This is a genomic window from Streptomyces sp. NPDC058880 (assembly GCF_042742535.1).
Classification (GTDB): Bacteria; Actinomycetota; Actinomycetes; order Streptomycetales; family Streptomycetaceae; genus Streptomyces.
Genome location: NZ_JBHYMC010000067.1, coordinates 12,808 through 38,648, shown reverse-complemented (window position 1 = coordinate 38,648; position 25,841 = coordinate 12,808). Strand labels below are relative to the sequence as shown.

The following is a 25,841-nucleotide window of genomic DNA, read 5'->3' as shown; positions in this document are numbered from 1 at the left end:
GCCGCGGACCCGGACGCGGGCCGGTCCGCGGCCGGGTCCTCCGGTCCGCGCTGCGAGGCGTCCGACGTCGTACGCCGCCGCACCGCGTTCTGGACGGTCCTGGCGGAGCAGCAGAACCGGTCCTGCGCTCTCGACCTGACCTCGGAGCCGACGGCCGTGAGCCTCTCCGACGACGACATCGCCGCTGTGGTGGACGCGCTGATCGGGAACGTCTTCCGACACACCGCACCCGGGACGCCGTTCGGCGTCCAGGTCGTGCGCACCGCCCAGGCCGTGGAGCTGGTCGTGGAGGACGGCGGCCCCGGAATCCCCGAACCGGACCGGGCGCTGTCCCGCGGGAGCAGCACCGGGTCCACCGGACTGGGCCTCGACATCGCGCAGCGGGCGGCGACCGCGACGGGCGGCTCCATGCGCATCGCCCGCGGCCCGCTGGGCGGCGCCCGCATCACCGTGACGTTCGCGCTCGCCCCGTCGGCCCCGTCCGGGCGGAGGCTGCGCAGGCCGCGCACGTCCCGCCGCCGGCCGGTCCGGGGCCGCTGAGCGGCGGCTACTCGGCCTGCGCAGCCTTGGCGGCGGCCTTGAGCTTGCGCCACACCGTACCGAGGGCTTCCAGGTCCTGCGCGTCGAGGAGATCCGTGAAACCCGGCGCCAGGGCCTCGCGCCGGGTGGCGTCGGCCGCCGCGAAGAGGGCACGGCCGGCCGGCGTGAGGGAGACCTCCACGGAGCGCGCGTCGCGGACGGACGGCGTCCGCGCCACCAGGTCGCGGCTCTGCAGGGCGTCCACGACCCGGGAGACCTGGCTGCGGCTGAGCAGGGTGCTGTTCCCCAGGACGGAGGCGGGCACCGGCTCGGGGCTGGATGCCAGCCACAGCATGACCTCGAACCAGGACACGGGCAGGTCGTGCGCCTTGACCAGGGCCTTGTCCACGCGGTCCGTCATCGTCGCCCCGGCCCAGACCAGCCCGTAGAAGGCGTAATCGGCCGCCGGCATCTCGGCTTCTGTGAGCTTCTTCGGCATGTCGCACAGTCTAGAGGTTGCGTGCGCACGCACATAAATTTAAAGTGTGTGTGCACGCACATATACCCGAGACTCCAGAGGTGCACCATGCCCACCCTCCCCACCCCCGACGGTGCGACGGCCGCGGACGCTTCGCTCCGCACCGTCCTGATCACCGGCACCTCCTCCGGCATCGGACTGGCCGCGGCCGTCGCCGCCGCCCGCGCCGGCTGGCGCACGGTGGCCACGCTGCGCGACCCGGGGCGGGCCGGCGCGCTGCGCAAGGCCGCCGCCGAGGCCGGCGTGGAGATCGACATCCGCCGCCTCGACGTCGTCGACGAGGAGTCCGTCACGGCCGCCGTGGACGGCGTGATCGCCGACTACGGCCGCCTGGACGCCGTGGTCAACAACGCCGGCGCCGGACACCTCGGCACACTGGAGCTGGAATCCGTGGCCGACGTCCGCGCGGTCATGGAGGTCAACTTCTTCGGCGTACTGAACGTCTCCAAGGCGGCACTCCCCCACCTCCGGGCCACCGGGGGACGCCTGATCACCGTCACGAGCGTCGGCGGAGTCGTCGGCCAGCCCTTCAACGAGGCCTACTGTGCGGCGAAGTTCGCGGTGGAGGGGTACATGGAGAGCCTGGCGCCCGTCGCGCGCACCCTCGGCGTGACCGTGTCCGTCATCGAGCCGGGAGCGGTGGCGACTGAATTCGTCGCCAACATCGGACTGGACCTCGCCGCCGCCGTCGCCGAGGCCGGCCCGTACGCCGACGCACTGCACACCTACATCGACCGCACGGTGAGCCAGTTCGCGGAGGGTGCCGCCCAGACACCGACCGAAGCGGCCGAGGCCGTCATGGAGGCGCTGACCGCCGACCGCCCCGCCTTCCGCATCCAGACCTCGCAGTGGGCCCGCGACTTCACCGGGACCAAGCTGGTGGACCGGGACGGTTCGGCCGTGCTGGGCATGACGGGGACCTGGGTGGGCTGACCGTGCCGCGCCGGACCCGGCGGGACCGGGACGGCACGGCCGACAGGCGCTCCGCGCGCGGCGGGGTCAGCATGGGAAGGGGCCGAGCCCGCCGGCCGGCCTCGCGGACCGCCGCACCGCGGCGCGCCCCCGTCGAGAGGTGACCGCAGGCATGGACGCATCACGCAGGGCCTGGATCGCGGTCGGCGTCGTCGTCACCGTCATCCTCCTGAACCTCGCGGCCATCATCCTCATGAACACGGTCGGCCCGTGACCGTGTGACGCCGGCCGGTCCGCCCCCGGCCCGCCCCCGAACCGCCCCCGAACCGCCCCGGCCCACCGGGGGCGGATCCGTCGCGTGCGCGGAAGCCGCGTCCCGCACCCCCTCCCGCACCGGAACCCGGGGGCGGCATTTCTGACATGTCATCAACTCTCCTGGTGTGAAGGCCCGTTCGAGTAACCCACCCAGCCGTTGCAGGCTGCGCGCACCCTTGCCGCGGAGCCCTGGTTCGCGAATGATGCTCCGGGCGTGCCGGTGGACGGTGGCCCCACCGGTCCGCCGTCCTCGAACCCGACCGGCCAGGAGGCCTGTTGTGCGGACCAACCGTCGCATCCGGAGATCCCTCGTCGTCGTCGGCGCCGCCCTCGCGCTCGTCGTCGGCGTCCCCCAGGCGGCCTTCGCGGCTCCGCCCCCGGCGCTGCCCGGCCAGGCCGAGGCGATCGAGACGACCTTCCAGCCCGCCTACGACTACGACACCGACGGCTGCTACCCGACACCCGCGATAGGCCCGACCGGGATCCTGAACGGCGGGCTCAAGCCCACCGGGGCCCTCAACGGCAACTGCCGGGACGCCTCGGACCTCGCCAACACCAACGGCTACTCGCGATGGAAGTGCAACAACGGCTGGTGCGCCGTGCTCTACGCGCTGTACTTCGAGAAGGACCAGGCGATCCCCTTCATCAGCCTCGGGGGCCACCGCCACGACTGGGAGCACGTGGCGGTGTGGATCCAGGGCGGTGAGGCACAGTACGTCGCCACCTCCGAGCACGGCGACTTCGTGGTCCACTCGCGCGACCGGATCCGATGGACCGGCACCCACCCCAAGATCGTCTACCACAAGGACGGTATCGGCACGCACTGCTTCCGCGCCGCGAACTCCAACGACGAACCGCCGGAGAACCACCGCGGCACCTGGCAGTACCCCACGCTCGTCGGCTGGTCGGGCTACCCCGGGACGCTCCGGGACACCCTCAGTCAGGCCGACTTCGGCAGCGCGCACTTCGGCCTGAAGGACGGATCCTTCGCGTCCCACCTCGCGAAGGCCAAGCCTGCGGGGATCCCCTTCGACCCGTACCAGGAGCCGTGAGCCGACCCACGCCGCACGTCCCGCCCACCCCACCCGTGCCGTGCCGTGCCGTGCCGTGCCGCCGTATGATCGGGGGCGCGTCGGCCCCGGCCGTCACCCCCCTGACGAGACAGGCGAGGACGTGCACGTGCACAGGACCGTCACCGAGCTCGCGGACGGCCGCGAGCTCATCTACTACGACAGCGAGCCCGGCCGGGACCGCGGCGCCGCGGACCTGCGTCCCCCGGACCGGGTCGAGAGCACCCCCGAGCTGCGCCGGGACCCGGCCACCGGCGACTGGGTGACCATCGCCGCCCACCGGCAGTCCCGCACCTACCACCCCCCGGCGGACGCCTGCCCGCTCTGCCCCTCCCGGGACGGCCGGCAGAGCGAGATCCCGGCAGCCGACTACGAGGTGGCCGTCTTCGAGAACCGCTTCCCATCCCTCGCCGGCGAGGCCGGCCGGTGCGAGGTGGTGTGCTTCACCCCCGAGCACGGCGCCGGCTTCGCCGATCTCACGCCGCGGCGGGCCCGGCTGGTACTGGACGCCTGGACCGACCGCACCGCCGAACTGTCCGCCCGCCCCGGCGTACGGCAGGTGTACTGCTTCGAGAACCGTGGTGCGGAGATCGGCGTGACGCTGGCCCACCCGCACGGTCAGATCTACGCCTTCTCCACCACCACGCCGCGCACCGCCAAGCACCTCGCCGCCGCCTCCGCGCACCGCGCCCGCACCGGGCGCAACCTCTTCGAGGACATCCTCGCGGAGGCCCGCGCGGCCACCGATCGCGTGGTCCTCGCCGGGGAGCACTGGACGGCCTTCGTCCCGTACGCCGCGCGCTGGCCCTACGAGGTCCACCTCCACCCGCACCGCAGGGTCCCCGATCTGACCCGGCTCACCGAGGCGGAGCGCGCCGAGTTCCCCGTCCTGTACCTGGACCTGCTGCGCCGCTTCGACCGGCTCTTCGGGCTGGCCGCGCCCACCCCCTACATCGCGGCCTGGCACCAGGCGCCGGTCATCGGGGGTGGGGAACTCGCCCTGCACCTGGAGCTGTTCACCGTCCGGCGGACCGCCGACAGGCTCAAGTACACCGCAGGGACCGAGGCCGGCATGGAGGCCTTCATGAACGACGTGGCGCCGGAGGCGGCGGCCCGACGGCTGCGGGAGGTCTTGTGACCGCGAGCGCGACCGTCACGGCGGCACGCATCGACCCTGTGCGGCGGGAGTTCGAGCGGATCCACGGCCGCGCCCCCGACGGGGTCTGGGCCGCCCCGGGCCGCGTCAACCTCATCGGCGAGCACACCGACTACAACGACGGCTTCGCGCTCCCGATGGCGCTGCCGCACACCGCGATGCTGGCGGCCCGCCGCCGCCAGGACGGACTGCTGCGCCTGCACAGCGCCCAGGGCGACGGCCGGATCACGGAGCTGACGGTGGCGGACCTCTCGCCCGGCACCGTCGGCGGCTGGGCCCGGTACGCCGCCGGGGTGGTAGGGGCGCTGCGGGAGCGGGGCCTGCCGGCGGGCGGCGCCGACGTGCACCTGGACAGCACCGTGCCGACGGGCGCCGGCCTTTCGTCCTCCGCGGCCCTCGCATGTGCGGTCGCCGTCGCGTACGACGACCTGTACGCGCTGCGGCTGTCAGGGCCCGAGCTGGCGCGTGTGGCGCAGTACGCCGAGAACGCCTTCGCCGGTGTGCCCTGCGGGGTCATGGACCAGATGGCCTCGGTCTGCTGCACGGAGGGCAGCGCGCTGCACCTCGACAGCCGCAGCCTGGCCGTCCGGCAGGTCCCCTTCGACCTCACCGGGCACGGCCTGCGGCTGCTGGTGCTCGACACCCGGGTCGCGCACGACCTCGCCGACGGGGCGTACGCGGCGCTCCGCGCGGGGTGCGAACGCGCGGCGGAACTGCTGGGCGTGCCCGCCCTGCGGGACCTCTCCGAGACGGATCTGCCGGGCGCGCTCGCGCGACTGCCCGGCGCGCTCGCGCCGCTGGTCCGGCACGTCGTCACCGAGAACGCCCGGGTCGGGCGGGCGGTCGACCTGCTGACGGCCGGCCGGCCGGAGGCACTGGGGCCGCTGCTGAGCGCCGGACACGCCTCCCTGCGGGACGACTACCGGGTCTCCTGCCCCGAGACCGACCTGGCAGTGGAGGCCGCCGTCGCCGCGGGTGCCCTGGGCGCCCGGATGACCGGTGGCGGCTTCGGCGGCTCCGTGATCGCGCTGGTCCCGGTCGCGGCCGCCGGACCGGTGGCCCGGGCGGTGACGGCCGCCTTCGCGGCCGCCGGCTTCGCGCCGCCGGACGTGCTGGAGGCCGTGCCGTCGGCGGGGGCCCGCCGCGTCGGCTGACCCGCGCGGTCGACGGCACGGCTGCCGCCGGGTGCCGGCCCGCCGCCCGGGGGCCGGTGAAGACTCCGCCCCGGGCGAAGGGAGCCGGTGCCGCATCTCGGCCCCGGCCCCCATGATGCGGTCCTCGACGGCGGCGGCGAGGACCGGGCCGCACCGGCCGACCTGCATCCGCGCGTGGAGGAAGGCCAGGCCATCGCCCGCCATGACCTCGGCGAACGGAGCGAAGGTCTCCTGCAGGACTGCCGGCCAGTCGGTGACGGGGCGGACCGGACTGCCCGGGTCGGAACATGACCCGGCGGTGAAGTCCTTCAGCTGGATGCGGGTGCCGCGCGGGCGTGCGCTCTCGGGGCCGAGGGGGCGTACGACCCGGGCGTTGACCACGTCGTGTGCGGCGACGAGCTGGGCGGCCGGTTCGGCGGCCTCATCCGTGACGCTGTCACGGAGCCCGTAGGCGAAGACCTTCACGGTGCCGCGTCCACGTCGGGTCAGGGTGGGAATGAGGGTGCGCTCAGGTTGGTGACCACGTCGCTGCGCAGGACTCTCTCGTCCTTCTTGCCGCCCCAGCGCCGGTCCTTGTCGTGCGGCTGTCGGTCGGCCCGCGCCGATGGTCCGCGAGCGGTGCGCGTGTCCTGCTCCCGGCGCCCCGGGCCGGCCGTGGCCGACCCTCGGTGCCGGGTGACGGGGTTTTAGGATCGGGGCATGGCCACACGACTTGTGCAGATCAACATGAAGGCCCACGACGACTCCGCGCTGGGGCGGTTCTGGGCGGAGGCGCTCGGCTGGGGCATGGACAGCGAGGGCCCCGGCGTGACCAATCTCGAACCCGTGGGTTTCACCTACCCCCATCCCTCGGCCGTCTGCATCGACCTCATCGCCCGCCCGGAACCCAAGACGGTGAAGAACCGGGTGCACCTCGATCTGGCCACCACCTCGGCCGCCCATCAGGCGGAACTCGTCGCGCGCCTCAAGGACTTGGGGGCGAAGCCCGCCGACGTGGGTCAGGGAGACGTCCCCTGGACGGTGATGGCAGATCCGGAGGGCAACGAGTTCTGCGTCCTGGAGCCCCGGCCGATCTACCGGGACACCGGGCCGATCGCCGCGGTGGTGGTGGACTGCGCCGATCCGCGGGCGATGGCCCGCTTCTGGGGCGAGGCGATGGACTGGACGGTGCACGAGGTCACCGACGGCCAGGCGACCCTGCGATCCGCCCAAGGGGTCGGACCCTACCTGGAGTTCGTCCGTAACCGTGACCCCAAGACCGTGTGGAACCGCGTCCACCTCGACGTGCGGCCGTACCGCGGTGACGACATGCGGACGGAGGAGGCCCGGCTGCGCGCCCTGGGCGCCACCGATCCCGGTATCGACCAGTCCGCGATCTCCTGGACCGTGATGGCCGATCCGGAGGGCAACGAGTTCTGCGTCCTCACCCCGGGCTGAGCAAGCGCCCGTGAGGAGCGGGCAGGGGGTGGGCGGCGACCGGGGCCCGTCCGGCCCGGCCCGCGCGGTCGGGTTCCCCACCGGCGGCGCGGGGCGCGGCCCGTCCGTCCCGACCGCCCGGCCCGGGGGAACGGGCCGGGGGAACGGGCCGGGGGAACGGGCCGGGCGCGCGCTGTCGCGGCGGGCCGTCAGCTCCGGCCGAGGTGTCCGGCGCGGTCCTTCCCCGCGGCGACCGCCGAGGCCGCGAGCAGGGTGGCACCGGCGAGGCTGCCCCAGAGGGCGGCGGGGCCTCGGGGCGCGAGAGCGGTGATGACCGCCGGGGAGACGGCGAGGCCGAAGCCCGTGGAGAGCTCGAAGCGGGCGAGGACGCGCCCGAGGGCGTGTGCCGGGGCGAGCGCGGTGACCAGCGCGGTGGCACTGCCGGCGTAGATGATCTCGCCGAGGGTGCAGACAACGGACACCGCGGCGACGGCCGGGGCGCCCCAGCCGCCGCCCAGCGAGGCGGCCGCGAGGAACCCGAGGTAGGAGACGGCGAGCACCACGCCGGCGAGGGCCAGCACGGTCCGCCGGGGAAACCGGGACATCCACACGGTGACCGGTACCTGAAGGGTGACCACGAGCACCGTGTTGGCCACGAAGACGGCCGCCGACCACACCGGGGAGGCGTGCAGTTGGGTCACCAGCACCAGGGGGACCGCGATCTCGGGGACGTTGAGGCAGAAGACGTAGACCACGTTCGCGGCCGCCAGCCCGCCCATCCGGGGCGCCTGGCCCTCCGCCGCGCCATCGGCAGGTGCGGCGGCCGGACGTGCAGACAGGCGGACCGACCAGGCCAGGGCGGCCGCGGTGAGGTAGGCGATCCCGGTGGCGGCCGCCATCGTCCGGAGGGCCGTCGCACCGCCCGTCAGGCACGCCGCGGCGAGGAGCGCGCCCACGCCCAGGCCCGCGTTGCGCAGGGCACGGCCCGCCGCAAGAGCGGTGTCGCGCTCCCGACCGCGGGCGACCGTGGCGACCAGCGCCGCATGGGCAGCCGGCCATGCCTGGTTGCCGACGCCGAGGAGGAGCGCCGCCACCGCGAACAGCCAGACCTGCCCGGCCGCGGTGGCCAGCAGCAGCGCCACGCCCAGCGCCCGCACCAGCATCGCCGCCGCCACGACCGTACTGCGGGCGCCCCGGTCCAGCCATCGGCCCACGGCGGGCATGCACGCCAGGCCGACGACGATGCCGGCCGTCATGGCGACACCGGTCGCCGGACCGGACAGCCGCAGCACCATCACCCCGTACAGCAACAGGAACGGCCGCAGCATGCCGGTACCGAGCGCGTCCACGACCAGGGCGACGGCGTAACGGGGGCCTCCGGAGGCCCGGACCAGGGCACGGGGGCGGATCTTGGTGATGGGTTCCATGGCCTCACCCTGCGTTCGGCCGGAACCCCGGCCGCGCGGGTTGACGTACATCGTCAACCCGGTGGCGCGACCGCCCGTGCGATCGGCGATGCTTGGGCCGGTGACCTTGAGGATCGACATCGGCGGCCTGCCGTCCGAACGGCTGCGGTTCGCCGCCTCCCCGCTGGCCGAGCTGACCGCGATGCTGCACGTGCTGACCGAGCCGGGGCACCATCCGCAGCTCGCCGGCCTGGCCGGGGAGGTACGGGCCGGGATGCCGGCGGAGCTTTCCGAGCGGCTGCGCGAGGCGGACTTCCTCTGGCGTTCCTCACAAGCCGACTTCCTGCTCCCTGCCCGCCCCCGGCCGACCCTCGCCCAGGAGCTGGACGACGTGGACCTGATCGACGACGAGAGGTACGTGACAGCGGCCCTCGTCACCACGTGCGGCAACAACCGGGTCCGCTTCGGGGCGCCTTCACCGCTGAACGACCGGACGGCGCGGGAGCGCGCCCTGGACCTGGCTCAGGCCCGCGGCGTACGGCAGGAGGCCTTCGCGGCACGGCTGCTCGCGGACCCGGCCACCGTACGGGCGAGCCTGCGCGACACCCTCGAACAGTGCGCCGAGGTCTTCTTCGACGCCGCCTGGGCGGACGTCGCGGTACGGCTCGCCACCGACCTGCGGGTGAAGAACGACCTGCTCAGGCGACAGGGCGTGGAAGCGGCGCTCGCGGCGGTCTCCGGCGCGGTCTCGCTGGCTCCGGACGGCGACTGCATCGTCCTGGACAAGCTGCCCGACAAGGCGACCTCCGCCCACGGCCGCGCGGTCACCTTCATACCCAGCGTCTTCGGCGGGCCGCACCTGGCGGTGGTGCACGCGCCCGGCTGGCAGCCGGTGGTGCAGTACCCGGTGGCGGAGCCGGAACCCCCGGAGCCGGTGTCGCTGGAGACGGTCTCCCTCCGGCTGGAGGCGCTCTCGCATCCGGTACGGCTGCGGCTGCTGCGCACCCTCGCCCGCGGCCCGCACACCACCCGCGAACTGGCCCACGCCTGGGAGCTCTCGCCGCCGGAGGTGTCCCGGCACCTCGCCGTCTTGCGCCGGGCCGGCCTGCTCACGGCCCGGCGGCGCGGTCGCTACGTCCGCTACACCCTCAGCCTGCCCGACCTGACGTCGCTGGGCGCCGATCTCCTGGCGGCCGTGCTGCGCTGAGCCGCAGCGGGGCGAGTGGGCGCCGGCGGTGGCGCGGAAGGCGTGGCGCAGGTCACGCGGCCCTGCCTGTCACAGCGGACGGGCCACCGGTGTCCTGTGTCCGGAAGCCGACAACCGAGAGAACGGGGAGCCCACCATGACCGAGAACACCGCAGTCGTCGTGATCGGCGGCGGATACGCGGGCGTCATGGCCGCCAACCGCCTGACGCAGCGCACCGGCGTGAGCGTGACGCTGGTCAACCCGCGTCCGGCCTTCGTGGAGCGGATCCGCCTGCACCAGCTGGCCGGCGGCTCCGACGACGCGGTCGTGCAGTACGCGGACGTACTGGGCCCGGACGTCCGCCTGCTGGTCGACAGTGTGACGGGCATCGACGCGGCCGCGCGCCGTGTGACACTGGCCTCCGGCGGCACGGCCGCCTACGACTACCTGGTCTACGCCGTGGGCAGCGGCAGCGCCGACCCGGGGGTGCCGGGGGCCGCGGAGTTCTCCTACCCGGTCAGCACTTTGGAGGAGGCGCGGCGGCTGCGGCCGGTCCTCACGGCGGCGCCCGCTACGGCGGCGGTGACGGTGGTCGGGGCGGGGCCGAGCGGAATCGAGACCGCCGCCGAACTGGCCGAGCAGGGACGGAAGGTGACCCTGGTCTGCGGCGGCGTACTGGGCCCGTACCTGCATGCCCGGGGCCGCCGCTCGGTCGCCCGGCGGCTGGCCGCGCTCGGCGTCGGCGTCGTCGAAGGGCCCGGCGGCAGGGTGACGGCCGTGACCCGCGACCGCATACGTCTGGCCGACGGCCGCGAACTGCCCAGCGACGTCACCGTCTGGACGGCCGGCTTCGGTGTGCCGGACCTGGCCGTACGCAGCGGGCTGAGCACCGACGCAGTGGGCCGGCTCCTCACGGACGAGACGCTGACCAGCGTGGACGACGACCGCATCGTCGCGGCCGGCGACTCGGCGGCCCCCTCGGACCTGCCCCTGCGGATGAGCTGCCAGGCCGCGATACCGCTGGGCGCGCGGGCGGCCGACACGGTGCTCAGCCGGATCGCGGGCGAGCGGCCCGCACCCCTGAACGCGGTGTTCGCGGGTCAGTGCATCAGCCTTGGGCGCCGCGTGGGAATCTTCCAGTTCGCCCGCCGGAACGACGTCGCCGTCCCGTTCCACGTCGCCGGCCGCCCCGGTGCGAAGCTGAAGGAGTTCGTCTGCCGGGGCATCGTCAAGCACCTGGCCGGCGAGGCGCGCGAGCCCGGCTCGTACCGCCTCCACCGCGTCTCGGGCGGGACCGGCCGCCAGGAGCTCCTCGCGGCCGGTCCCGCCCGATCCACCGGCACGGGCGCCCCGCGGCCGACGCAACCGGTCCGGTGACTGCCCGGTCCCGGGCTCGGGGCGGCGCACCGCACACCCGTGGCGGGCCGATCGGGGCGCTCACCTTCCGGGCCGGGCCTCCCGGTCCGCCGTGAGCCGTTCCTCGGGCCCCGGTTTCTTCACGGTCACGGTGGAATAGCCCGTGTGCACGGCGCCCGCGCCGTCCTGCGGCAGCAACAGGACGGCCGGACGCGGGACGGCGGCGGGGTCGGCCAGCGAGGTCGCCAGCAGGCCGATTCCGCTTCCGATCAGCGCCACGGAAACCGCGGCCAGCACGACACCACGGATCCAGGAATACTCGGACACGACGTTTCTCCGTTTCTCCGTCCGATGCAGAGGCCTTCGGGTGGTCCCGTGAAGGCGTACGTCCAATACACCCGGCGCGCGGATCGCAGTCACGGCACGCAAAGACGTGGCTTGACGCTCGGATCCGGTCTCGTTACCCTGCCCGCCGCACCGGATCGGGGCCCCCTCTCCCGGCCTCTGACACCTGCCGGAAGGCCGGAACCGTCAGCCTCGGGGCCGTCTCGCGCGGGCCGGCCGGGCCGGGCGGCCCGCCCGGCAGCCTTGCGTTGGTGCTCCCTGGCCCGCCGGATGATGCTTGTCAGTGGGGCCCCTGGCCGTGCAGGTCCCGTGGGACGGCAGCGACGGATCGAGCGAGGGCGAGATGAGCGGCGATGGAGCAACTTCCCACCTCCCCCGGTGAGCGCCCGCGGCGGACCGGTGCCGCCCGGGGGCCCGCGTACACGGCGACGGCCGCCGTCGACGAACAGGGCGTCGTCACCGAGTGGGGCGAAGGTGCCGCCCGGCTGCTCGGTTACGCGTCCGCCGAGGTGGTGGGGCGGTCCGCCGCGTTCCTGCTGGCCGATCCCGTCGGCGACGCGGCCCGCCGGATCCCGGCCGAGCAGGAGCGGTGGAGTGGCACGGTGGCCCTGCGGCACCGGGACGGCGGCCGCCTGGAACAGGGGCTGCTCGCGCACCGCCGGACCTCCACCGGCGGCGCCACCCAGTGGTACGTGGTCTCCGCGGTGGAGGGCCGGCGGGACGGTGACGGCTCCTCGTGGGGTGATCCGCTGCACGCGTGGTCGTTCTCCCAGTCCCCCTGCTTTCTGGCGGTCTTCGACGCCGACCTGCGACTGGTGCGGGCGAACGCGGGCATGGAGCGCACGCTGTCCCTCACGGAGTCCGAGATGGCCGGGCTGCGCCTGCCGGAGATCGCCCCGGACCCGGTGAGCGAGGAGACCGAGCGCAGGATGCGTCTGGCTCTGGAGACCGGGGAGCCGCAGCGCATGGAGGCGTTCGTGCGCACCACGGGCGTCAGCGCGGAGCACGGCTGGGCGACCTCGGTGGCACCGCTGCGGGATCCGGCCGGCCGGGTGCGCGCCGTGTGCCTCGCCGCGCACGACCGGACCGGGGCCGAGGTCGAGACGCAGCAGATGTTCCTGCCGGACGCCGCCGGCGCGCGCATCGGGACCAGCGGGGACAGCACCCGCACCGCGCAGGAGCTCGCGGACGTGGCCGTGCCCCGGCTCGCCGACTTCGCGGTCGTCGACCTGCTCGATCCCCTGCCGCGGGGGGACGGCCAGGCCTCCGGCCCGCAGCAGGGTCCGGTCACCGTGTGCCGTACGGCCGTGCGCTCGGCCGTCGAGGGGAGTTCCGAGGGGCGGGTGGCGGTCGGCGAGACGGCTGTCCACCCGCCGCTGTCGCCGCCCGCCCAATGCCTGGCCTCGGGCCGCGGGGCCGTCTACGCGACGACGGCCCCGGCGGTCGCCCAGTGGATGGCGCAGGACCCCGCGGCGGCCTGGCTGGGCGCGCATGGGGCCCACTCGGTGATGGTGGTGCCGATGCACGCCGGCGGCGTCGGCCTCGGCGTCGCCGTGTTCGGCCGCCGCCGCGGCCGGGGTCCCTTCCTGCCACAGGACCTGTCACTGGCCGAGGATCTCGCGGGCCGGGCGGCGGCGAGCATCCACACCGCCCACCGGTCCGCCCGGGAGCACACCAGCACCATGACGCTGCAGCGCAGCCTGCTCCCCCAGGCACTGCCCGACCACCCGGCGCTGGAGACGGCCTCCCGCTACCTGCCGGCCGGTACCGAGGCGGGCGTGGGCGGCGACTGGTTCGACGTGATCCCGCTGTCCGGCGCCCGGGTGGCCCTCGTCGTGGGCGATGTCGTCGGCCACGGCATCCGTGCCTCCGCGACGATGGGCCGGTTGCGCACCGCGGTGCGCACGCTGGCCGACGTGGATCTGCCGCCGGACGAGTTGCTCACCCACCTCGACGACCTGATCATCCATCTGTCCGCGGACGAGGGCGGCCGGGAGGCCGTCGACGAGAGCGCCGGGGGCATCGGTACGACCTGCCTGTACGTGGTCTACGACCCGGTGACCCGGCACTGCACGCTGGCCCGGGCCGGGCACCCGCCGCCGGCGGTGGTCTCCCCGGAGGGTTCCGTGTACCTCCTCGACGTCCCGGCCGGTCCACCGCTGGGCCTGGGCGGCCTGCCCTTCGAGACACTGGACGTCGACCTTCCCGAAGGCAGCGTGCTGACCCTCTACACCGACGGGCTGCTCCAGCCCCGCGAGCGGGACCTCGACGAGGCGCTGGACACCATGTTCGCCGCGCTCGCCCAGCCCGCCTCCACCCTGGACACGGTCTGCGACCGGGTTCTGACGGCCCTGCTGACACACCGCCCCGACGACGACGTGGCCCTGCTCGTCGCACGGACCCGGGCCCTGCACGCCGACAAGGTCGTGGTGTGGGACCTGGCCTCCGATCCCTCCGACGTCTCCCGGGCCCGTCGGCGGACCACCGACCAGCTGACAGCGTGGGGGCTGGAGGATGCCTCGTTCGTCACCGAGCTCCTGGTCAGCGAGCTGGTCACCAATGCCATCCGGTACGGCGAGCCGCCCATCCAGCTACGGCTGATCCACGAGAAGGACACGCTGATCTGCGAGGTCTCCGACGCGAGCAGCACCGCCCCGCACATGCGGCGGGCCCGCACCTTCGACGAGGGCGGGCGCGGTCTGCTGCTGGTGGCGCAGCTCGCCCAGCGCTGGGGCACCCGGCACGCGGCCGTCGGCAAGACGATCTGGGCCGAGCAGTCGCTCCTCGGTTTCTGAGGCTTCTGGGGCTTCTGGGGCTTCTGGGGCTTCTGGGGGCCGTGGGTGACGGGCCCACCCGATCCCGCCCGGACAGCCCTACTGCGGTCCGGGCGGGACGCGGAAGACGGGCAGTGCCCACTCCGGGGGGTCGGGAGGCGGCGCCGTCCGCTCCTGGCTGCGCCGGGGCCGCTGCTCGGTGCGGGGGCCGTGCTCGGTGGCGGCCCGCAGGGCCGCCACGAACTCCAGGCAGGAGCCGTACCGGTCCTCGGGAATCTTCGCCAGGGCCCTGGCGAAGACCTCGTCTGCGGCGGGTGCGATGTCGGGCCGCCGCTCGGTCAGGGGCGGCGGGGCGTCGTACTGGTGCGCCCACAGCAGGGCCGCGTCCTCCTCGCGGACGAAGGGCGGCCCGCCGGCCAGGGTCTCGTAGACGACGCAGGCCAGGCTGTAGAGGTCGCACCTGCCGTCCACCGGCCGACCGGCGATCTGCTCGGGCGCCATGTAGTCGAGCGTGCCGACGAACTCCCCCGCCGTGGTGAACCCGCTCAGCGACAGGGACTTCTTCGTCAGGCCGAAGTCGGTGAGGTAGATGTGCTCCGGATGGTCCCGGTCGGGCCCCGCCGCGACCAGGATGTTGCCGGGTTTGACGTCCCGGTGCACCAGTTCGTGGTCGTGGGCGGCGTCCAGGGCGGACGCCACCTGGGCGGCGATCCGCAGGGCGGTCGGGACGGGCAGCGGACCCTCCCGGTCGAGCAGCCCCCGCAGGTCCAGGCCGGGCACGAAGCGCATGGCGATGTAAAGGACGCCGTCGGTCTCGCCGGCCTCGAAGATCGGCACGATGTGCGGGTGCTCGATCGACGCGGCCACCCTCGACTCGTGGGTGAAGCGGCGCCGGAAGGTGTCGTCCCGCGCCCGCTCCGGGGCGATCAGCTTGATCGCGACCGTGCGGTCCAGCCGCAGGTCCCTGGCGCAGTAGACGACGGCCATGCCACCCCGGCCGATCATGCGCTCGATCTTGTATCCGGCGATCTGCTGCCCGACCAGCCCGGAGGGCCGGCCGGTGTACTGGCTCAGGTCCGCGCCCATCAGGCGCCCCCTTCCTCAGCAGGAATTCTAGTCAGTGGTCCCACCGGACGCCCGGCGGGAAACCGAAGGCGCCTCCCCTACCACGCCATGGATCATGCCGGAAGGGGATGGACCACCACCATTCACGCCATGCCGGAGCGGCCGGTGGCTGGGTGGTGCGGGCGGGGAATATGCGGGTCCGGCGCCCATGCGCGGGTGGCGCGGATGGCGTTGAGTCGGGGGTGCCGATCGGCCGGCGCCAGTCCTACTCCAGCCGCGCGTCCCGCGCATTCGACCTTTCTAGGAGGTGAACCGGGTGAGCGTACTCAAGCCCCAGAACACGGAGGCCCGCAGGACGCAGCGCGGCCCGGGATACCTGAACTGACCCGACGGATCCGGGCGGGGGTGCTCCCCCGTACCCCGGCCCGGATCCTGTCGTTCCCACCGGCTGCTGCCGGTGGCGGCCCCTCGGACGATCACAGAGGCTGACAGCAGAGATGCGCAACGAACGATGGGTCGACCGCTCCCTCTTCACCTGGAGCGACACGCTGTTCTTCGACCCTCTCGACGTCTTCCACGAGCCGGACGCCGACCACTTCCTGTCCGGATTCGACGCGGCGACCCGGGCGCGCTTCGTCCGGCGCGGCAACCGGTGGAGCCACCGGCACGACCCGGCCCCGCCCGACCAGGGCTGGAAGATTCACATCTCGGCGGGCCGGCGGCAGGTGCGCGAGATCGCCGCATCGGTGATCGGGCATCTGACGGCCCTCGGCACCGACTTCGAGATCGCCCTCGACCCCACCGTCTTCGCGATGCGGGGCGGAGGCCCGCTCGCCACCGTCTACCCGCACGGCGTGGAGGAGTTCAGGAGCTGCTTGGCCGGCCTGGCCCGCCTCCTGGACGGGGTGGAGGGCCCGTCCGTCCCGTCGGACGTGCGCTACCGGGACAGCAAGGCGCTGTACCTGCGCTACGGCCCCTTCCACGCGCCCCGCACCGTCGATGTCCTCGGGCGCCGGCAGCCCCCCGCACCCGACCGGGCGTCCTGGCCGTTCGACGACTGGAAGCCGGCCGACGAGGACGCGGGGGACGGCCTGCTCGGGGGACGCTTCCGGCTGACCGACACGATCCGGTCCTCGCACGACGGCGGCGTCCACACCGCCGAGGACACCGCGGACGACGACCGGAAGGTACTGCTCAAGGAGGCCCGCGACGACGCCGTCGACCTCCTCGGCCGCGAGTGGATGTTCCTGAACCTGCTGGCCGGCGCGGGCTCCTTCCCTGCTCCCGTCGCCACGTTCCAGCACGGCGAACACCACTACATCGCGATGGAGTTCGTCGAAGGCACCGGCCTCGGCCCGCTGCTGCTCGCACGCAACCCGCTCACGCGGCCGGGCTCCGGCCCCGAGCAGTCACGAGCGTACCTGCGGATCTTCCTGACCGTCCTGCGCGGGCTTGCGCGCGCGGTCCGGGCGGCGCACGATCGCGGCGTGGTCCTCGGCGGCTTCACCGCCTCGGACGTCCTCGTCGACCCGGACAGCTACGAGGTGCGCGTCCTCGGCTTGGAGACCTGCCGGCTGCCCGGCGGCGGGACCGGGCCCGGCCATGATCCCGTCGGCACCCCCGGCAGTGGCCCCGCGACCGAGGCCGGGGACCGGTACGCGCTGGCCCGGGTCATGGCCGGGCTGATCCTGCCGATCACGGCCATGTCCGACCTGCGCGAGGACGTCCTGGACCTGTACCGGACCCTCGTCACGGAGGGCCTGGGCTGGCCGGAACGGGTGCACCGTTTGCTGGTGGACCTGGCCCGGGGTCGGATCGGCCTGGTCGGCCTGCTCGACGTGCTGGAGGACGAGGCGGGGCTGCCCGGCCGCGTCGGGCCGGCCGCGCCGCCGCGCCCGGCGGCCGGGGAACGGCCGGAGCCGGGCGGGGCGGAAGCCGCGGTGGCCGCGTTCATCCGGGCCGCCGCGGACACCCGCCGGGACACCTTCTTCCCCGTGGACCCCTTCGCCCACGTCACGAACCCGCTCGGTCTCGGGTCCGGCGCGAGCGGCGTCCTGTGGGCGCTCCACGCCTCCGGCGTGCCCGTCCGGCCCGAATGGCGCGACCGGCTGCGTGCCGAGCTCGCGGAGATCGACCCGGCCCGGTACCCGGACGGCCTCATGAACGGCCTGGCCGGCATCGCCTGGGCGGCCGACGCCCTCGGGCTCGCGGCACCGGCCCGGGAGCTGCTCGACCGGGCCAACCGGCGCGCGGTGGCGAAGCGCGACCACACGTTCCACCACGGCCTCGCCGGAGTGGGCATGACGAACCTGCACTTCTTCCTGCGCGGCCGCGACCCGCACGACCTCGCCGCGGCCCAGCGCTGCGCCCGTGCGCTGCACGACACCGCGCGGCGTGACGAGGACCAGGCCTACTGGCTGACCGGGGCCTGCGCCCGGGGGCCGCTGGCGGGGCTCGGTTCCGGGCAGGCGGGCGTCGCCATGTTCCTCCTGCGGATGCACCAGATCTCGGGCGAGGAGCACCACCTGGAACTGGGTCGGGAGGCACTCGCCTGGGAGATGGCCCGCACCGCGGCGGGCGGCGGGGACGGGGGCACGGGACCGTCCGTCGAGGCGGGTTCGGCGGGCCTGGCGAAGGTGCTGCTGCGCTACGGGGACCTGACCGCGGCCCGTGACGTCCTGCGGAGCCTGGACCTGCGGTGCTGGGCGCGGCCGGGGTACGCGACCGGGATGTGCGGGATCGCCGACACGCTGCTGGACGCGGCGGAGTTCACCGGCGACCCCGCGTACCGCGACACCGCGCTGCGGCAGCTCGACTTCGTCCGGCGGGTCTTTCTCTTCGAGCCCGCGGCGCGCTTCGGTCTGCGCGACGCGGACGGGCGTCCGCTGCTGGGGGTGCCCGGTGAGGGCCTGCAGCGCTGCTCCACCGACTACCTGACCGGCTCGGCCGGTGTGCTGCGGGTGCTCCACCGCGCCGGCTCCGGTGGCCCGGCGGACTTCCTGCTGGACGAGGTCGGCCCGCCGTGACGCGCACTACATTGCCGACAGGACCCCGCCGGGGTCGCGGGCGGCGCTGGCGAAGGCCCGCCGGTTCGGGTGGCCGGTCTTGTGGAGGACGTTCGCCACGTGCTTCTCGACCGTCCGCAGGGAGATGTGCAGCCGGCCGGCGATGTCCTTGTTGCTGATCCGTTCGGCGACCAGCTGGGCCACCTCGAACTCGCGGACGGTGATGCCGGACCTGCGCAGGTCCGGTGGCACCTGCTCGGTGCCCGTGCGCCGTTGCCGGACCGACGCGCCCATCCCGCGCAGCAGGGCCCGGGCGGCGCCGGCCACCGGATGGAGGCCGGCGCCGTGGAAGTACTCCTCGGCCTCGCGCAGCCACTGGACCGGCGCGCCCCAGCCGTCCTCGTACGCCGACCGGGCCACCAGCCGCATGCCCAGGCAGCGGGCCATAGGGTACGGGGCGGCCGCCGCCAGTGCCTCGGCCGCGACGGCCGTGGCCCGCTCGCGGTGGCCTTCGCGGCCGAGCAGCACGGCGTGGGCGAGGCCCGCGAACTGGCGGTTCCAGCGGCTGCCGCCGGTGGCGGCCTCCGCGATCCCGGGGCAGTGCCGGCGGCCGATCCGTCCGGCCAGGACGCCGAGCAGCACGATGATGCCGTGCCGGCCGAAGTCTCCGGCGGCCGGGTTCTCGGCGTCGTGGGCGAGCGCCTGTGCGAGCTCCGCCTCCGCGGCGTCGTGCCGCTCCTCCAGCAGTGAGCAGAAGGCCCGGGCCGTTCCGTACGACAGGGCGCGCAGGCCGGGCGCGGCGTCGAGGAGCGGCTCCAGGCGTTCCAGCGCCCCGTGCATCTCGGCGCGGCGTCCCTGGTGGGCGTACCGTACGGCGTCGGCGAGCCGGAGCATCGCCAGGGACCGACCCAGTCCGGGCCCGGACGCCTCGGCCGCCGCTTCGATGATCCCGTCGCGAGCCTCGTCGAAGGCGCACCGCCGGATCCGCTCCAGGGCGAGCGCCGAGCCGGCCTCAAGGGCCAGCGGCAGCAGGCCCCGGCGGTGGGCTTCCCGGCCGGCCTGCTCCAGGCGGGTCGGCCGGTGGTCGTGGCCCGCCGCCGTGATCGCCAGCTGCACCTCGGCCTCGCTGCGCGGTACGGGGAGCCGGTGCGCGAGGGCGATCGCGCGGGCCCGCTCGAAGTGGGCCGTCGCCGCGGTCTCGTCCTCGTGCCGGGCCAGCTGTCCGAGCAGCAGCAGGGCTCCGCACACCACGTCGGGCCGGTCTGCGCCGCGGGCGGCGTCCACCGCCCGGCGGGCGAGCCGGGCCGCGGTGTGCAGCCGGTCGGGGTCGAGCCTGCCCAGCTCGGCGTGGGCGGCGGCGAGGTCGACGAAGGCGGTGTGGCCGTCCGCGGGATGGCCGGTGAGGAGCGAGCGGGCCGTGTCGAGGTGGCGGAGGGCCTCGGCGGGGCGGCCGGTGAGGGTGGCGATGGTGCCGAGCCGGGCGTGGATCCCGGCCCGCCGCGCGGCGGGGACGCCCTGCTCGACGGCGGGCGGGCGGGGTAACCGGTCGAGGTGGGCCGAGTGGGCGGCCGCGTCCAGCAGCAGCTCCAGCACCGTGGCGTGCAGCGCGGGGGCGGCGGCCGGTTCGAGGAGGGCGTGGGCCCTGGTGAGCAGTTCCAGGGCCCGCTCCAGTGGCAGCTGCTCCGCGGTCCGCTCCAGGGCGACCTCTTCCATCGCCCGCTGCGCCGCTTCGCCGTACAGGCGGGCGGCTTCGAGGTCTTCGCCGGCGTGCTCGTGCAGCCGGGCGGCGTGAGCCCGCCAGACTCCGGGAAGTCCCGGGTGCAGGTGGGCGAGGGCGCGGGCGGCGCGGCGCGCGTGCCGGGCGCGTTCGCCCGGCCCGAGACCGTCGAGGAGCGCCTCGGCCGCCAGCGGGGAGCGGAAGGCGTACCACCGGGTGCCCGGCCCGTCCGGCGTGATCAGGCACGCGGCGAGGGCGGCGCGCAGGACCTCGGACAGGGCGGTGTGGTCGACGCCCAGCGCGTGCTCCAGTACCGGCAGGGGGAAGCGCCGGCCGAACAGGGCTGCCGTGCCCAGGAACCGCGTGCCGAGCGGCCCGAGCGCTTCGGTACGGCGCCTGACGTCGTCGGCGACGGCGGCGGGTACGGACGGGGCCCGCTCACCGCGGTCGGCGGGGCGGGCGGCGTGGTCGTGCACGAGCTCCTTGACGACGAAGGGGATTCCGGCGCTGTCGGTCACCGCACGGTGGAGGAGGCCGGGGCAGACCTCCACCGGTGCGACGCCCAGTTCGGCCGCGACGAGGAGGCGGACTTCGGGGCGGGTCAGCGGCTTCAGGTCGAGGATCTCCGCCGCTTCCCGCTGGCGTGCCCGCACGGCCAGCTCGGCGGCGGCGCGGGGGGTGCCGCCCGCGACGAGCAGGAGCACGGCCGGCTGCTGGCCGATGTTGTCGAGGAGGTATTCGACGACGGCCAGGGTCCCGGCGTCGGCATCGTGCAGGTCGTCGAGGACAAGCAGGCAGCCCCGCTCCCGGCCGACGGCGGCGAGCAGCCGCAACACCGTTTCGGCCACCGCGATGTGCGAGACGGCCGCGTGCCCGCCGGTCCCGGTCTCCGGAGTGTCGCTCAGCAGGCGGGCCAGGACGGGGCAGTGGGCGCCCGATTCCCCGGGATCGGGCAGCAGGCCGGCGCGTGCGAGCAGGAGCAGCGCCTCGACGAGCGGCCGGTAGGGGACGGGCGGGCCGACGGTACTGGCCCGCCCGCGCAGGGTGATCATGTCGGTCGCGGCAGCCGCGGCGAGGGCTTCGGTGGCCAGTCGGGTCTTGCCGACTCCGGGTTCGCCGGTGATGAAGAGGGCTCCGCCCCGCCCGGAGCGGGCGGCGGCCAGCGCGTCCGCGATCCGCGCGGTCTCGGCCGTGCGCCCGATCAGTCGCCCCCGCCCCCGGTGCGGGCCGCCGACACGGCCCGTGGCGGTACGGTCTTCGGCAGGCCCTGCAGGCCGTGCCGGCCAGAGTGCGGTCACCGGCTCGTCCCCTTCCCGGCGGGCCGTCCGGGGCACCGCCGGTTCGACGGTACGGGGGTGCCGCTTGCCCCCTGTAGCCGTCCGTTTGGGGGGCTTGCGCCGGGGTCAGCCCCCCTCCAGGCTGTCCTCCCGTACCCGCAGGGCGAGGTCGAGCTTGGTGTAGGTGGGGCGGCCGGCCTGCTGGTACTTGGCCTTGACGCGGTCCAGGTAGTCCTTGGCCGTGTGGACGGTGATGCCCGCGCGCCGGGCGGCGGACTTCAGGGTCATGCCGGACGCGTAGTCGAGCAGGATCTGCCGCTCCCGGGGCGAGAGCCGCGGGCGGGCGGGGCTGTCGTCGTACGCACAGGCGAAGGCGAGTTCCATGGAAGGGGTGCCCCTGCCCTCCGCGAGGTCCCTCACGGCGGCCACCAGGGTCGGCAGGTCGTGGTCCTTGGTCAGGTACCCGTCGGCGCCGGCCCGGATCGCCTCGATGATCCGGGAGCGGTCCGGCACCGTGCTGATCATGAGGACGCGGCTGCCGGTGCGCAGCACCCTGCGGATGTTGTCGGCGGGGTCCGAGCCGTCCCGCAGGACGAGGTCGAGGAGGACGACGTCGGCCGGGGGTCCGGCCGCGCCGTCGGGGGCGTGGGGGCCGTCCGTGCCGTCGGGGTGGTACGGATTCCGGTCCGCGAGGAGTTCGCCGACGGTGCCGGCGGTCGCGACGAGTCGCAGGTCCGGCACGTCGCCGAGCCAGGCCCGCAGTCCGTCGCGGAGCATCCGGTCGTCGTCGACGACCGCGACCGTGATCACCCCGGCCATCTGAGCTCCACGCGCACTCCCTCGCCGGGGGCGGTGTCCACGGTGGCACGGCCGCCCGCCTCGGTCATCCGGCCGTGGACGGAGCCGCGCAGGCCGAGGCCCGGCTCGCACCGGGCCGGGTCGAATCCGGGTCCCCGGTCGACGACGGTGACGACCGCTCCGCCCTTTCCGTCCGGGTCGCCGGTGGCGGTGAGGTACGCGTGGCCGGTTCCGGCGTGCCTGCGCACGTTGTTGAGGGCTTCCCGTACGGCGTGGCCCAGTGCGGCGGCGACCTCGGGCGGTACCTGCGGCAGGGCGTGGTACTGGGCGGTGACCCGCAGTCCGAGGCTCTCCACGGATCCGACCGCCTCCTCCAGGGCTGCGCCGATCTCCCGGTGCGGCGTCTCGTCGGCGGTCTGCTGGATCAGGCGGCGCAGGTAGGCGGCCTCGCGGGCGCACCGCTGCCGCACCTCGGGGGCGTTGGCGTCGACGGTACCGGCCGCCAGGGTGGTCAGGGTGGCAAGGACCGTGTCGTGCAGGGCCCGGTGGTGTTCGAGGCGTTCGGCGTAGCGGGCCCGGTGTGCTTCCGCGGTCAGCGCGCGGGCGTTGGCCTCGTCCACGAGGCGGCCCTGGCGGAGCAGGTACCAGCGGAAGGCGTACGTCATCACGGCAGAGGACACCAGCGAGTTGAGGTGGCCGACGACGACGGCGGGAGTCGCGCCCACGGCCTGGTAGCCGATGAAGTGGGTCACTACGAGGAGCCCCACCACGACGACGGCGTGGAGGCGGTCCAGGGCGATGGCCGCGGTGGCGCTCGCCGATCCGCCGAGCAGCATCGCCCAGGCGATGGTGGGGGGTTCGCGCACGCCTCCCCAGGCGCACAGGGCCAGGGGCAGGACGCATCCGGTCACGATGACGTCGGCCCAGATGTGCCGCCGGTCGAACCGGCCGCGGCGCAGAGCGGTGCCGTAGGTGAGTGCGCTCAGGCCCAACGCCGCGGCAAGGCCGAGGTGTTGGAGGGGGAGGTGCCACGGGCGGTGGGCAACGGCCATGACCGCGACGGTGAGGTGGCTGGCCCGGTAGAGCAGGGTGGCCACGATCAGGAAGGACTGGGCCCGGTCCGTCCCCGACCTCACGGAGGTCGTTGCGCGCAGTGCTCGTATGCGGCGTATCTGTAAGGACCGCAACGCCAGGACCACTCCTCCCCAAGCCGTGGGCGGCGCGGTGTCCCGGGGGTGTGCCGTGGGGGACGGATGTGCCGCGAAGCCCGTAATTGCCAGTGACACCAGGCATTTTGCCCGAGCGGGTGCACACCAGGAAGGCGGGTCCCGGACGGCCGGCGGCCGACCGAGGCCGATTCGAACGTCACCGCCCGCCGCGGACGGCCGGGCAGCGCCGGGCAGCGCCGGGCAGCGCCGGGCAGCGCCGGGCCAGGCGGGAAGCCGCCGGACGGGACCGTCGAAGAGACCGTCCTGCCCCCTCCCCTCCCCCGATTGACATTCCCGCACCTCAAGTGCAAGCGTAAAGCTGCACAGCGAGTGCAATATGTTGCCATCGAGTCACGGAGGGCCCGGATGTTCCTGACGATGGGGCGCTGGTGCGCCCGTCGGCCGAAACGGGTGATCGGGGCCTGGCTGCTGCTGCTCCTCGTGCTCGGCGGCGGCCTCACCGCCTACGGCCGCGTGACCAGCGAGGCGGTGACCATCCCGGGCAGCGACAGTCAGGCCGCCCTCGACACGGCGGCGACTGCCTTCCCAGGCCCCGCCTCCGGCAACCAGCCGCTCGTCCTGCGCACCGGACCCGACGGCCCCGCCCTCACCGGCGAGAGCGCCCGGAACGCCGTCGAGCGCAGCGCCCGGGCCATCGCCGAGGTGCCGCACGTCGTGAGCGTGATCTCGCCGTACGAGCGGGCCGGTACCGCCGCGATGAGCGCGGACGGGCACACGGCCTACCTCTCCGTCGGGCTCGACGTGACCGGTCGCGACATCACCGCCGAACTCTCCGAGCGGATCACCGGCGCCGCCGGGCCGGCCGCAGCGGCCGGCATCGAGGTCACCCCGGGCGGCGACCTCGCGGCCGCCGTCGACCGGCCGGACACCGGGCACAGCGAGCTCATCGGACTCGCGGCCGCCGCCGTGATCCTCTTCGCGGGCTTCCGGAAGGCGGCGGCGGCCGGGCTTCCCCTGGTCATCGGCGTCACCGGGCTGATCGCCTCGCTGACCGCCATCGGCCTGGCCGGACACCTCATGGACATGCCGTCGTCCGCCACCACCATCGCCGCGATGATCGGCCTGGGCGTCGGGATCGACTACACACTGTTCTGCCTCACCCGGTTCCGGGAGTTGCGCGGCCGGGACGTGCCGGCCGCCGAGGCCGCCGCCCTGGCGACCGCCACCGCCGGGAAGGCCTCCGCGTTCGCCGGATGCGCGGTGATCGCGGCGCTGGCCGGGCTCGCGCTGGGTGGGCTGCCGCTGCTGCGTGCCCTGGCGCTGGCCCCGGCGATCGCGGTGCTGGCCGCCGTGGCCGCCACCCTCACCCTGCTGCCCGCCCTGCTGAGCCTGCTGGCCCGGTTCCTCGGCGCCGCCCGGGAGGAGGGAGCCATCGCGCACGACGGGACGGACCCGCCGGCAGCCACGGGCCGCGGCTGGCAGCGCATCGCCGAGCGCGTCACGGCTCGCCCCTGGCGTCACCTGCTCGCCGGCCTCACCCTGCTCCTGCTGCTCGCCGCCCCGGCCAGCCAGTTGTCCTTCGGTCAGCTCGATGCCGGGGACAAGCCCATCGGCTCGGCCAGCCGCACTGCCTACGAGCAGCTCTCGGACGCGTTCGGCCCCGGCGTCAACGGCCCCCTCCAAATCGTCGACACCCTGACGGCGCCCGCCGCGGGGCCGCAGGACGCCCGTATCGCCGAGGTCTCCGCCGCCCTGGCCGCCACCCCCGGCGTGGCCTCGGTCAGCCCGGCACAGCTCACCGCGGACGGCCGCACCGTCCGCTGGCAGGTCACGCCCGCCACCGCCCCGGGCGACCCGGCGACCGCCCGCCTGGTCGCCACCCTGCGTACGGACACCCTGCCCGCAGCCACCGCCGACGGCGCGGGGAGCGCGCACGTCGGTGGCGTCGCCGCGGTGGTGACCGATCTCAACGACCGCCTCGCGGACCGGCTGCCCGCCGTGATCGGTACCGTGGTGCTCGTGGCGGGACTGCTGCTGCTGGCCGCCTTCCGCTCACCGCTCCTCGCGCTGAAGGCCGCCGTGCTGAACCTGCTGTCGGTGGCCGCCGCGTACGGGGTGCTCACCGCGGTGTTCCAGTGGGGCTGGGGCGCGCGGCTCATCGGCCTGGAAGGGCCGGTGCCCGTACCTGGTTACGTACCGCTGGTGATGTTCGCCGTCCTGTTCGGACTCTCCATGGACTACGAGGTGTTCCTGCTGACCTCGGTGCGCGAGAAGTGGCTGGTGGGCGGCGACAGCCGGCAGGCGGTCGTCGGGGGCCTCGCCTCGACCGGTCGGATCATCACCTCCGCCGCCCTGATCATGGTGAGTGTGTTCCTCGCGTACCTGCTCTCGGACGACCCCGTGGTGAAGATGTTCGGCACCGGACTGGCCGCGGCCGTGGCCCTCGACGTCACCGTCGTGCGCGGCCTGCTGGTCCCCACCACCATGGCGCTGCTCGGGGACCGCGGCTGGTGGCTGCCCCGCCGCCTCGACCGGTTCCTGCCCGAACTCGACATCGAGGGCCACTCCCACACCCTGCCGGCCGGAGGACTCCAGAGCCTCCCCGCACCCGAAGCCGGCACGGCCGACGCCGCCGGCCCCCTTCCCACACGGTGAGGTTCCG

General features: G+C 74.7%; 18 protein-coding genes. 11 read left to right on the top strand and 7 right to left on the bottom strand.

Features of this window, described 5'->3' with window-relative positions; all coding sequences use genetic code 11:
* Nucleotides 1–540: sensor histidine kinase (locus ACFW2G_RS28035; protein ID WP_384681088.1), on the top strand; the 540-nt coding region annotated here is incomplete at its 5' end.
* Between the two features lie 7 nt (nucleotides 541–547).
* Here the strand turns inward: ACFW2G_RS28035 and ACFW2G_RS28030 are convergent.
* Nucleotides 548–1,018: a MarR family winged helix-turn-helix transcriptional regulator gene (locus ACFW2G_RS28030; RefSeq protein WP_384454040.1), complete on the bottom strand. Its 471-nt coding sequence runs from the start codon at nucleotides 1,016–1,018 to the stop codon at nucleotides 548–550.
* 87 nt (nucleotides 1,019–1,105) lie between these two features.
* Here ACFW2G_RS28030 and ACFW2G_RS28025 point away from each other — a divergent pair, with 87 nt between their 5' ends.
* The 5 genes from ACFW2G_RS28025 (at nucleotide 1,106) to ACFW2G_RS28005 (ending at nucleotide 7,101) form a co-directional block, all read left to right on the top strand.
* Nucleotides 1,106–1,990, top strand: coding sequence for an SDR family oxidoreductase (locus ACFW2G_RS28025; protein WP_384454043.1), 885 nt, complete (start codon nucleotides 1,106–1,108; stop codon nucleotides 1,988–1,990).
* 572 nt (nucleotides 1,991–2,562) lie between these two features.
* The gene (locus ACFW2G_RS28020; RefSeq protein WP_037928909.1) at nucleotides 2,563–3,336 is read left to right on the top strand and encodes an NPP1 family protein; all 774 of its coding nucleotides are present in this window, start codon (nucleotides 2,563–2,565) and stop codon (nucleotides 3,334–3,336) included.
* Between the two features lie 127 nt (nucleotides 3,337–3,463).
* Nucleotides 3,464–4,492, top strand: coding sequence for a galactose-1-phosphate uridylyltransferase (galT, locus tag ACFW2G_RS28015; protein ID WP_384583688.1), 1,029 nt, complete (start codon nucleotides 3,464–3,466; stop codon nucleotides 4,490–4,492).
* A complete protein-coding gene (gene galK, locus ACFW2G_RS28010) occupies nucleotides 4,489–5,664 on the top strand; it encodes a galactokinase (RefSeq protein WP_384583690.1) in 1,176 nt (391 codons plus the stop codon). Before galT ends, galK begins: the two co-directional genes overlap by 4 nt.
* A gap of 699 nt (nucleotides 5,665–6,363) precedes the next feature.
* Nucleotides 6,364–7,101 (top strand): VOC family protein, encoded by a 738-nt coding sequence (locus ACFW2G_RS28005; RefSeq protein ID WP_037928916.1) that lies wholly within the window; start codon nucleotides 6,364–6,366, stop codon nucleotides 7,099–7,101.
* Between the two features lie 188 nt (nucleotides 7,102–7,289).
* Here the strand turns inward: ACFW2G_RS28005 and ACFW2G_RS28000 are convergent, their stop codons facing one another.
* A complete protein-coding gene (locus ACFW2G_RS28000) occupies nucleotides 7,290–8,507 on the bottom strand; it encodes an MFS transporter (protein ID WP_037929391.1) in 1,218 nt (405 codons plus the stop codon).
* Between the two features lie 100 nt (nucleotides 8,508–8,607).
* Between ACFW2G_RS28000 and ACFW2G_RS27995 the strand changes: the two genes are divergently transcribed.
* Both ACFW2G_RS27995 and ACFW2G_RS27990 read left to right on the top strand, forming a co-directional pair.
* Complete coding sequence (locus ACFW2G_RS27995; protein WP_037928919.1) at nucleotides 8,608–9,693, top strand: helix-turn-helix domain-containing protein; 1,086 nt, start codon at nucleotides 8,608–8,610, stop codon at nucleotides 9,691–9,693.
* Between the two features lie 136 nt (nucleotides 9,694–9,829).
* A complete protein-coding gene (locus ACFW2G_RS27990; protein WP_384583695.1) occupies nucleotides 9,830–11,050 on the top strand; it encodes an NAD(P)/FAD-dependent oxidoreductase in 1,221 nt (406 codons plus the stop codon).
* A 60-nt stretch (nucleotides 11,051–11,110) separates the two neighbouring features.
* Here the strand turns inward: ACFW2G_RS27990 and ACFW2G_RS27985 are convergent, their stop codons facing one another.
* Entirely contained in the window at nucleotides 11,111–11,356 is a 246-nt protein-coding gene (locus tag ACFW2G_RS27985) for a hypothetical protein (RefSeq protein ID WP_037928924.1), read from the bottom strand.
* Nucleotides 11,357–11,727: 371 nt separating this feature from the next.
* Between ACFW2G_RS27985 and ACFW2G_RS27980 the strand changes: the two genes are divergently transcribed.
* Nucleotides 11,728–14,169, top strand: coding sequence for a SpoIIE family protein phosphatase (locus ACFW2G_RS27980; protein WP_384583698.1), 2,442 nt, complete (start codon nucleotides 11,728–11,730; stop codon nucleotides 14,167–14,169).
* A gap of 78 nt (nucleotides 14,170–14,247) precedes the next feature.
* On the opposite strand, the gene ACFW2G_RS27975 is transcribed toward ACFW2G_RS27980, so the two are convergent.
* Nucleotides 14,248–15,234 (bottom strand): serine/threonine-protein kinase, encoded by a 987-nt coding sequence (locus tag ACFW2G_RS27975; protein WP_384455131.1) that lies wholly within the window; start codon nucleotides 15,232–15,234, stop codon nucleotides 14,248–14,250.
* A gap of 476 nt (nucleotides 15,235–15,710) precedes the next feature.
* Here ACFW2G_RS27975 and ACFW2G_RS27970 point away from each other — a divergent pair, with 476 nt between their 5' ends.
* Nucleotides 15,711–18,239 carry a lanthionine synthetase LanC family protein gene (locus ACFW2G_RS27970; RefSeq protein ID WP_384583701.1) on the top strand — a complete coding sequence of 843 codons (2,529 nt, stop codon included), beginning with the start codon at nucleotides 15,711–15,713 and terminating at the stop codon, nucleotides 18,237–18,239.
* 6 nt (nucleotides 18,240–18,245) lie between these two features.
* Here ACFW2G_RS27970 and ACFW2G_RS27965 read toward each other — a convergent pair whose 3' ends face one another.
* From ACFW2G_RS27965 to ACFW2G_RS27955, 3 genes are all read right to left on the bottom strand, one after another.
* Entirely contained in the window at nucleotides 18,246–21,233 is a 2,988-nt protein-coding gene (locus ACFW2G_RS27965) for a helix-turn-helix transcriptional regulator (RefSeq protein WP_384583704.1), read from the bottom strand.
* 105 nt (nucleotides 21,234–21,338) lie between these two features.
* The gene (locus tag ACFW2G_RS27960) at nucleotides 21,339–22,031 is read right to left on the bottom strand and encodes a response regulator (RefSeq protein WP_384455123.1); all 693 of its coding nucleotides are present in this window, start codon (nucleotides 22,029–22,031) and stop codon (nucleotides 21,339–21,341) included.
* Entirely contained in the window at nucleotides 22,019–23,146 is a 1,128-nt protein-coding gene (locus ACFW2G_RS27955) for a sensor histidine kinase (protein ID WP_384455121.1), read from the bottom strand. The genes ACFW2G_RS27960 and ACFW2G_RS27955 overlap by 13 nt, the downstream gene beginning before the upstream one ends.
* 438 nt (nucleotides 23,147–23,584) lie before the next feature.
* Here ACFW2G_RS27955 and ACFW2G_RS27950 point away from each other — a divergent pair, with 438 nt between their 5' ends.
* The gene (locus ACFW2G_RS27950) at nucleotides 23,585–25,834 is read left to right on the top strand and encodes an MMPL family transporter (RefSeq protein ID WP_384455118.1); all 2,250 of its coding nucleotides are present in this window, start codon (nucleotides 23,585–23,587) and stop codon (nucleotides 25,832–25,834) included.
* Nucleotides 25,835–25,841 lie beyond the last annotated feature (7 nt).

Coding starts and splice junctions, on each gene's coding strand:
- ACFW2G_RS28025 (WP_384454043.1), top strand. CDS start 1,106: ATGCCCACCCTCCCCACCCCCGACGGTGCGACGGCCGCGGACGCTTCG.
- ACFW2G_RS27980 (WP_384583698.1), top strand. CDS start 11,728: ATGGAGCAACTTCCCACCTCCCCCGGTGAGCGCCCGCGGCGGACCGGT.
- ACFW2G_RS27975 (WP_384455131.1), bottom strand. CDS start 15,234: ATGGGCGCGGACCTGAGCCAGTACACCGGCCGGCCCTCCGGGCTGGTC.
- ACFW2G_RS27950 (WP_384455118.1), top strand. CDS start 23,585: ATGTTCCTGACGATGGGGCGCTGGTGCGCCCGTCGGCCGAAACGGGTG.
- ACFW2G_RS28005 (WP_037928916.1), top strand. CDS start 6,364: ATGGCCACACGACTTGTGCAGATCAACATGAAGGCCCACGACGACTCC.
- ACFW2G_RS28030 (WP_384454040.1), bottom strand. CDS start 1,018: ATGCCGAAGAAGCTCACAGAAGCCGAGATGCCGGCGGCCGATTACGCC.
- ACFW2G_RS27990 (WP_384583695.1), top strand. CDS start 9,830: ATGACCGAGAACACCGCAGTCGTCGTGATCGGCGGCGGATACGCGGGC.
- ACFW2G_RS28000 (WP_037929391.1), bottom strand. CDS start 8,507: ATGGAACCCATCACCAAGATCCGCCCCCGTGCCCTGGTCCGGGCCTCC.
- ACFW2G_RS27970 (WP_384583701.1), top strand. CDS start 15,711: ATGCGCAACGAACGATGGGTCGACCGCTCCCTCTTCACCTGGAGCGAC.
- ACFW2G_RS27960 (WP_384455123.1), bottom strand. CDS start 22,031: ATGGCCGGGGTGATCACGGTCGCGGTCGTCGACGACGACCGGATGCTC.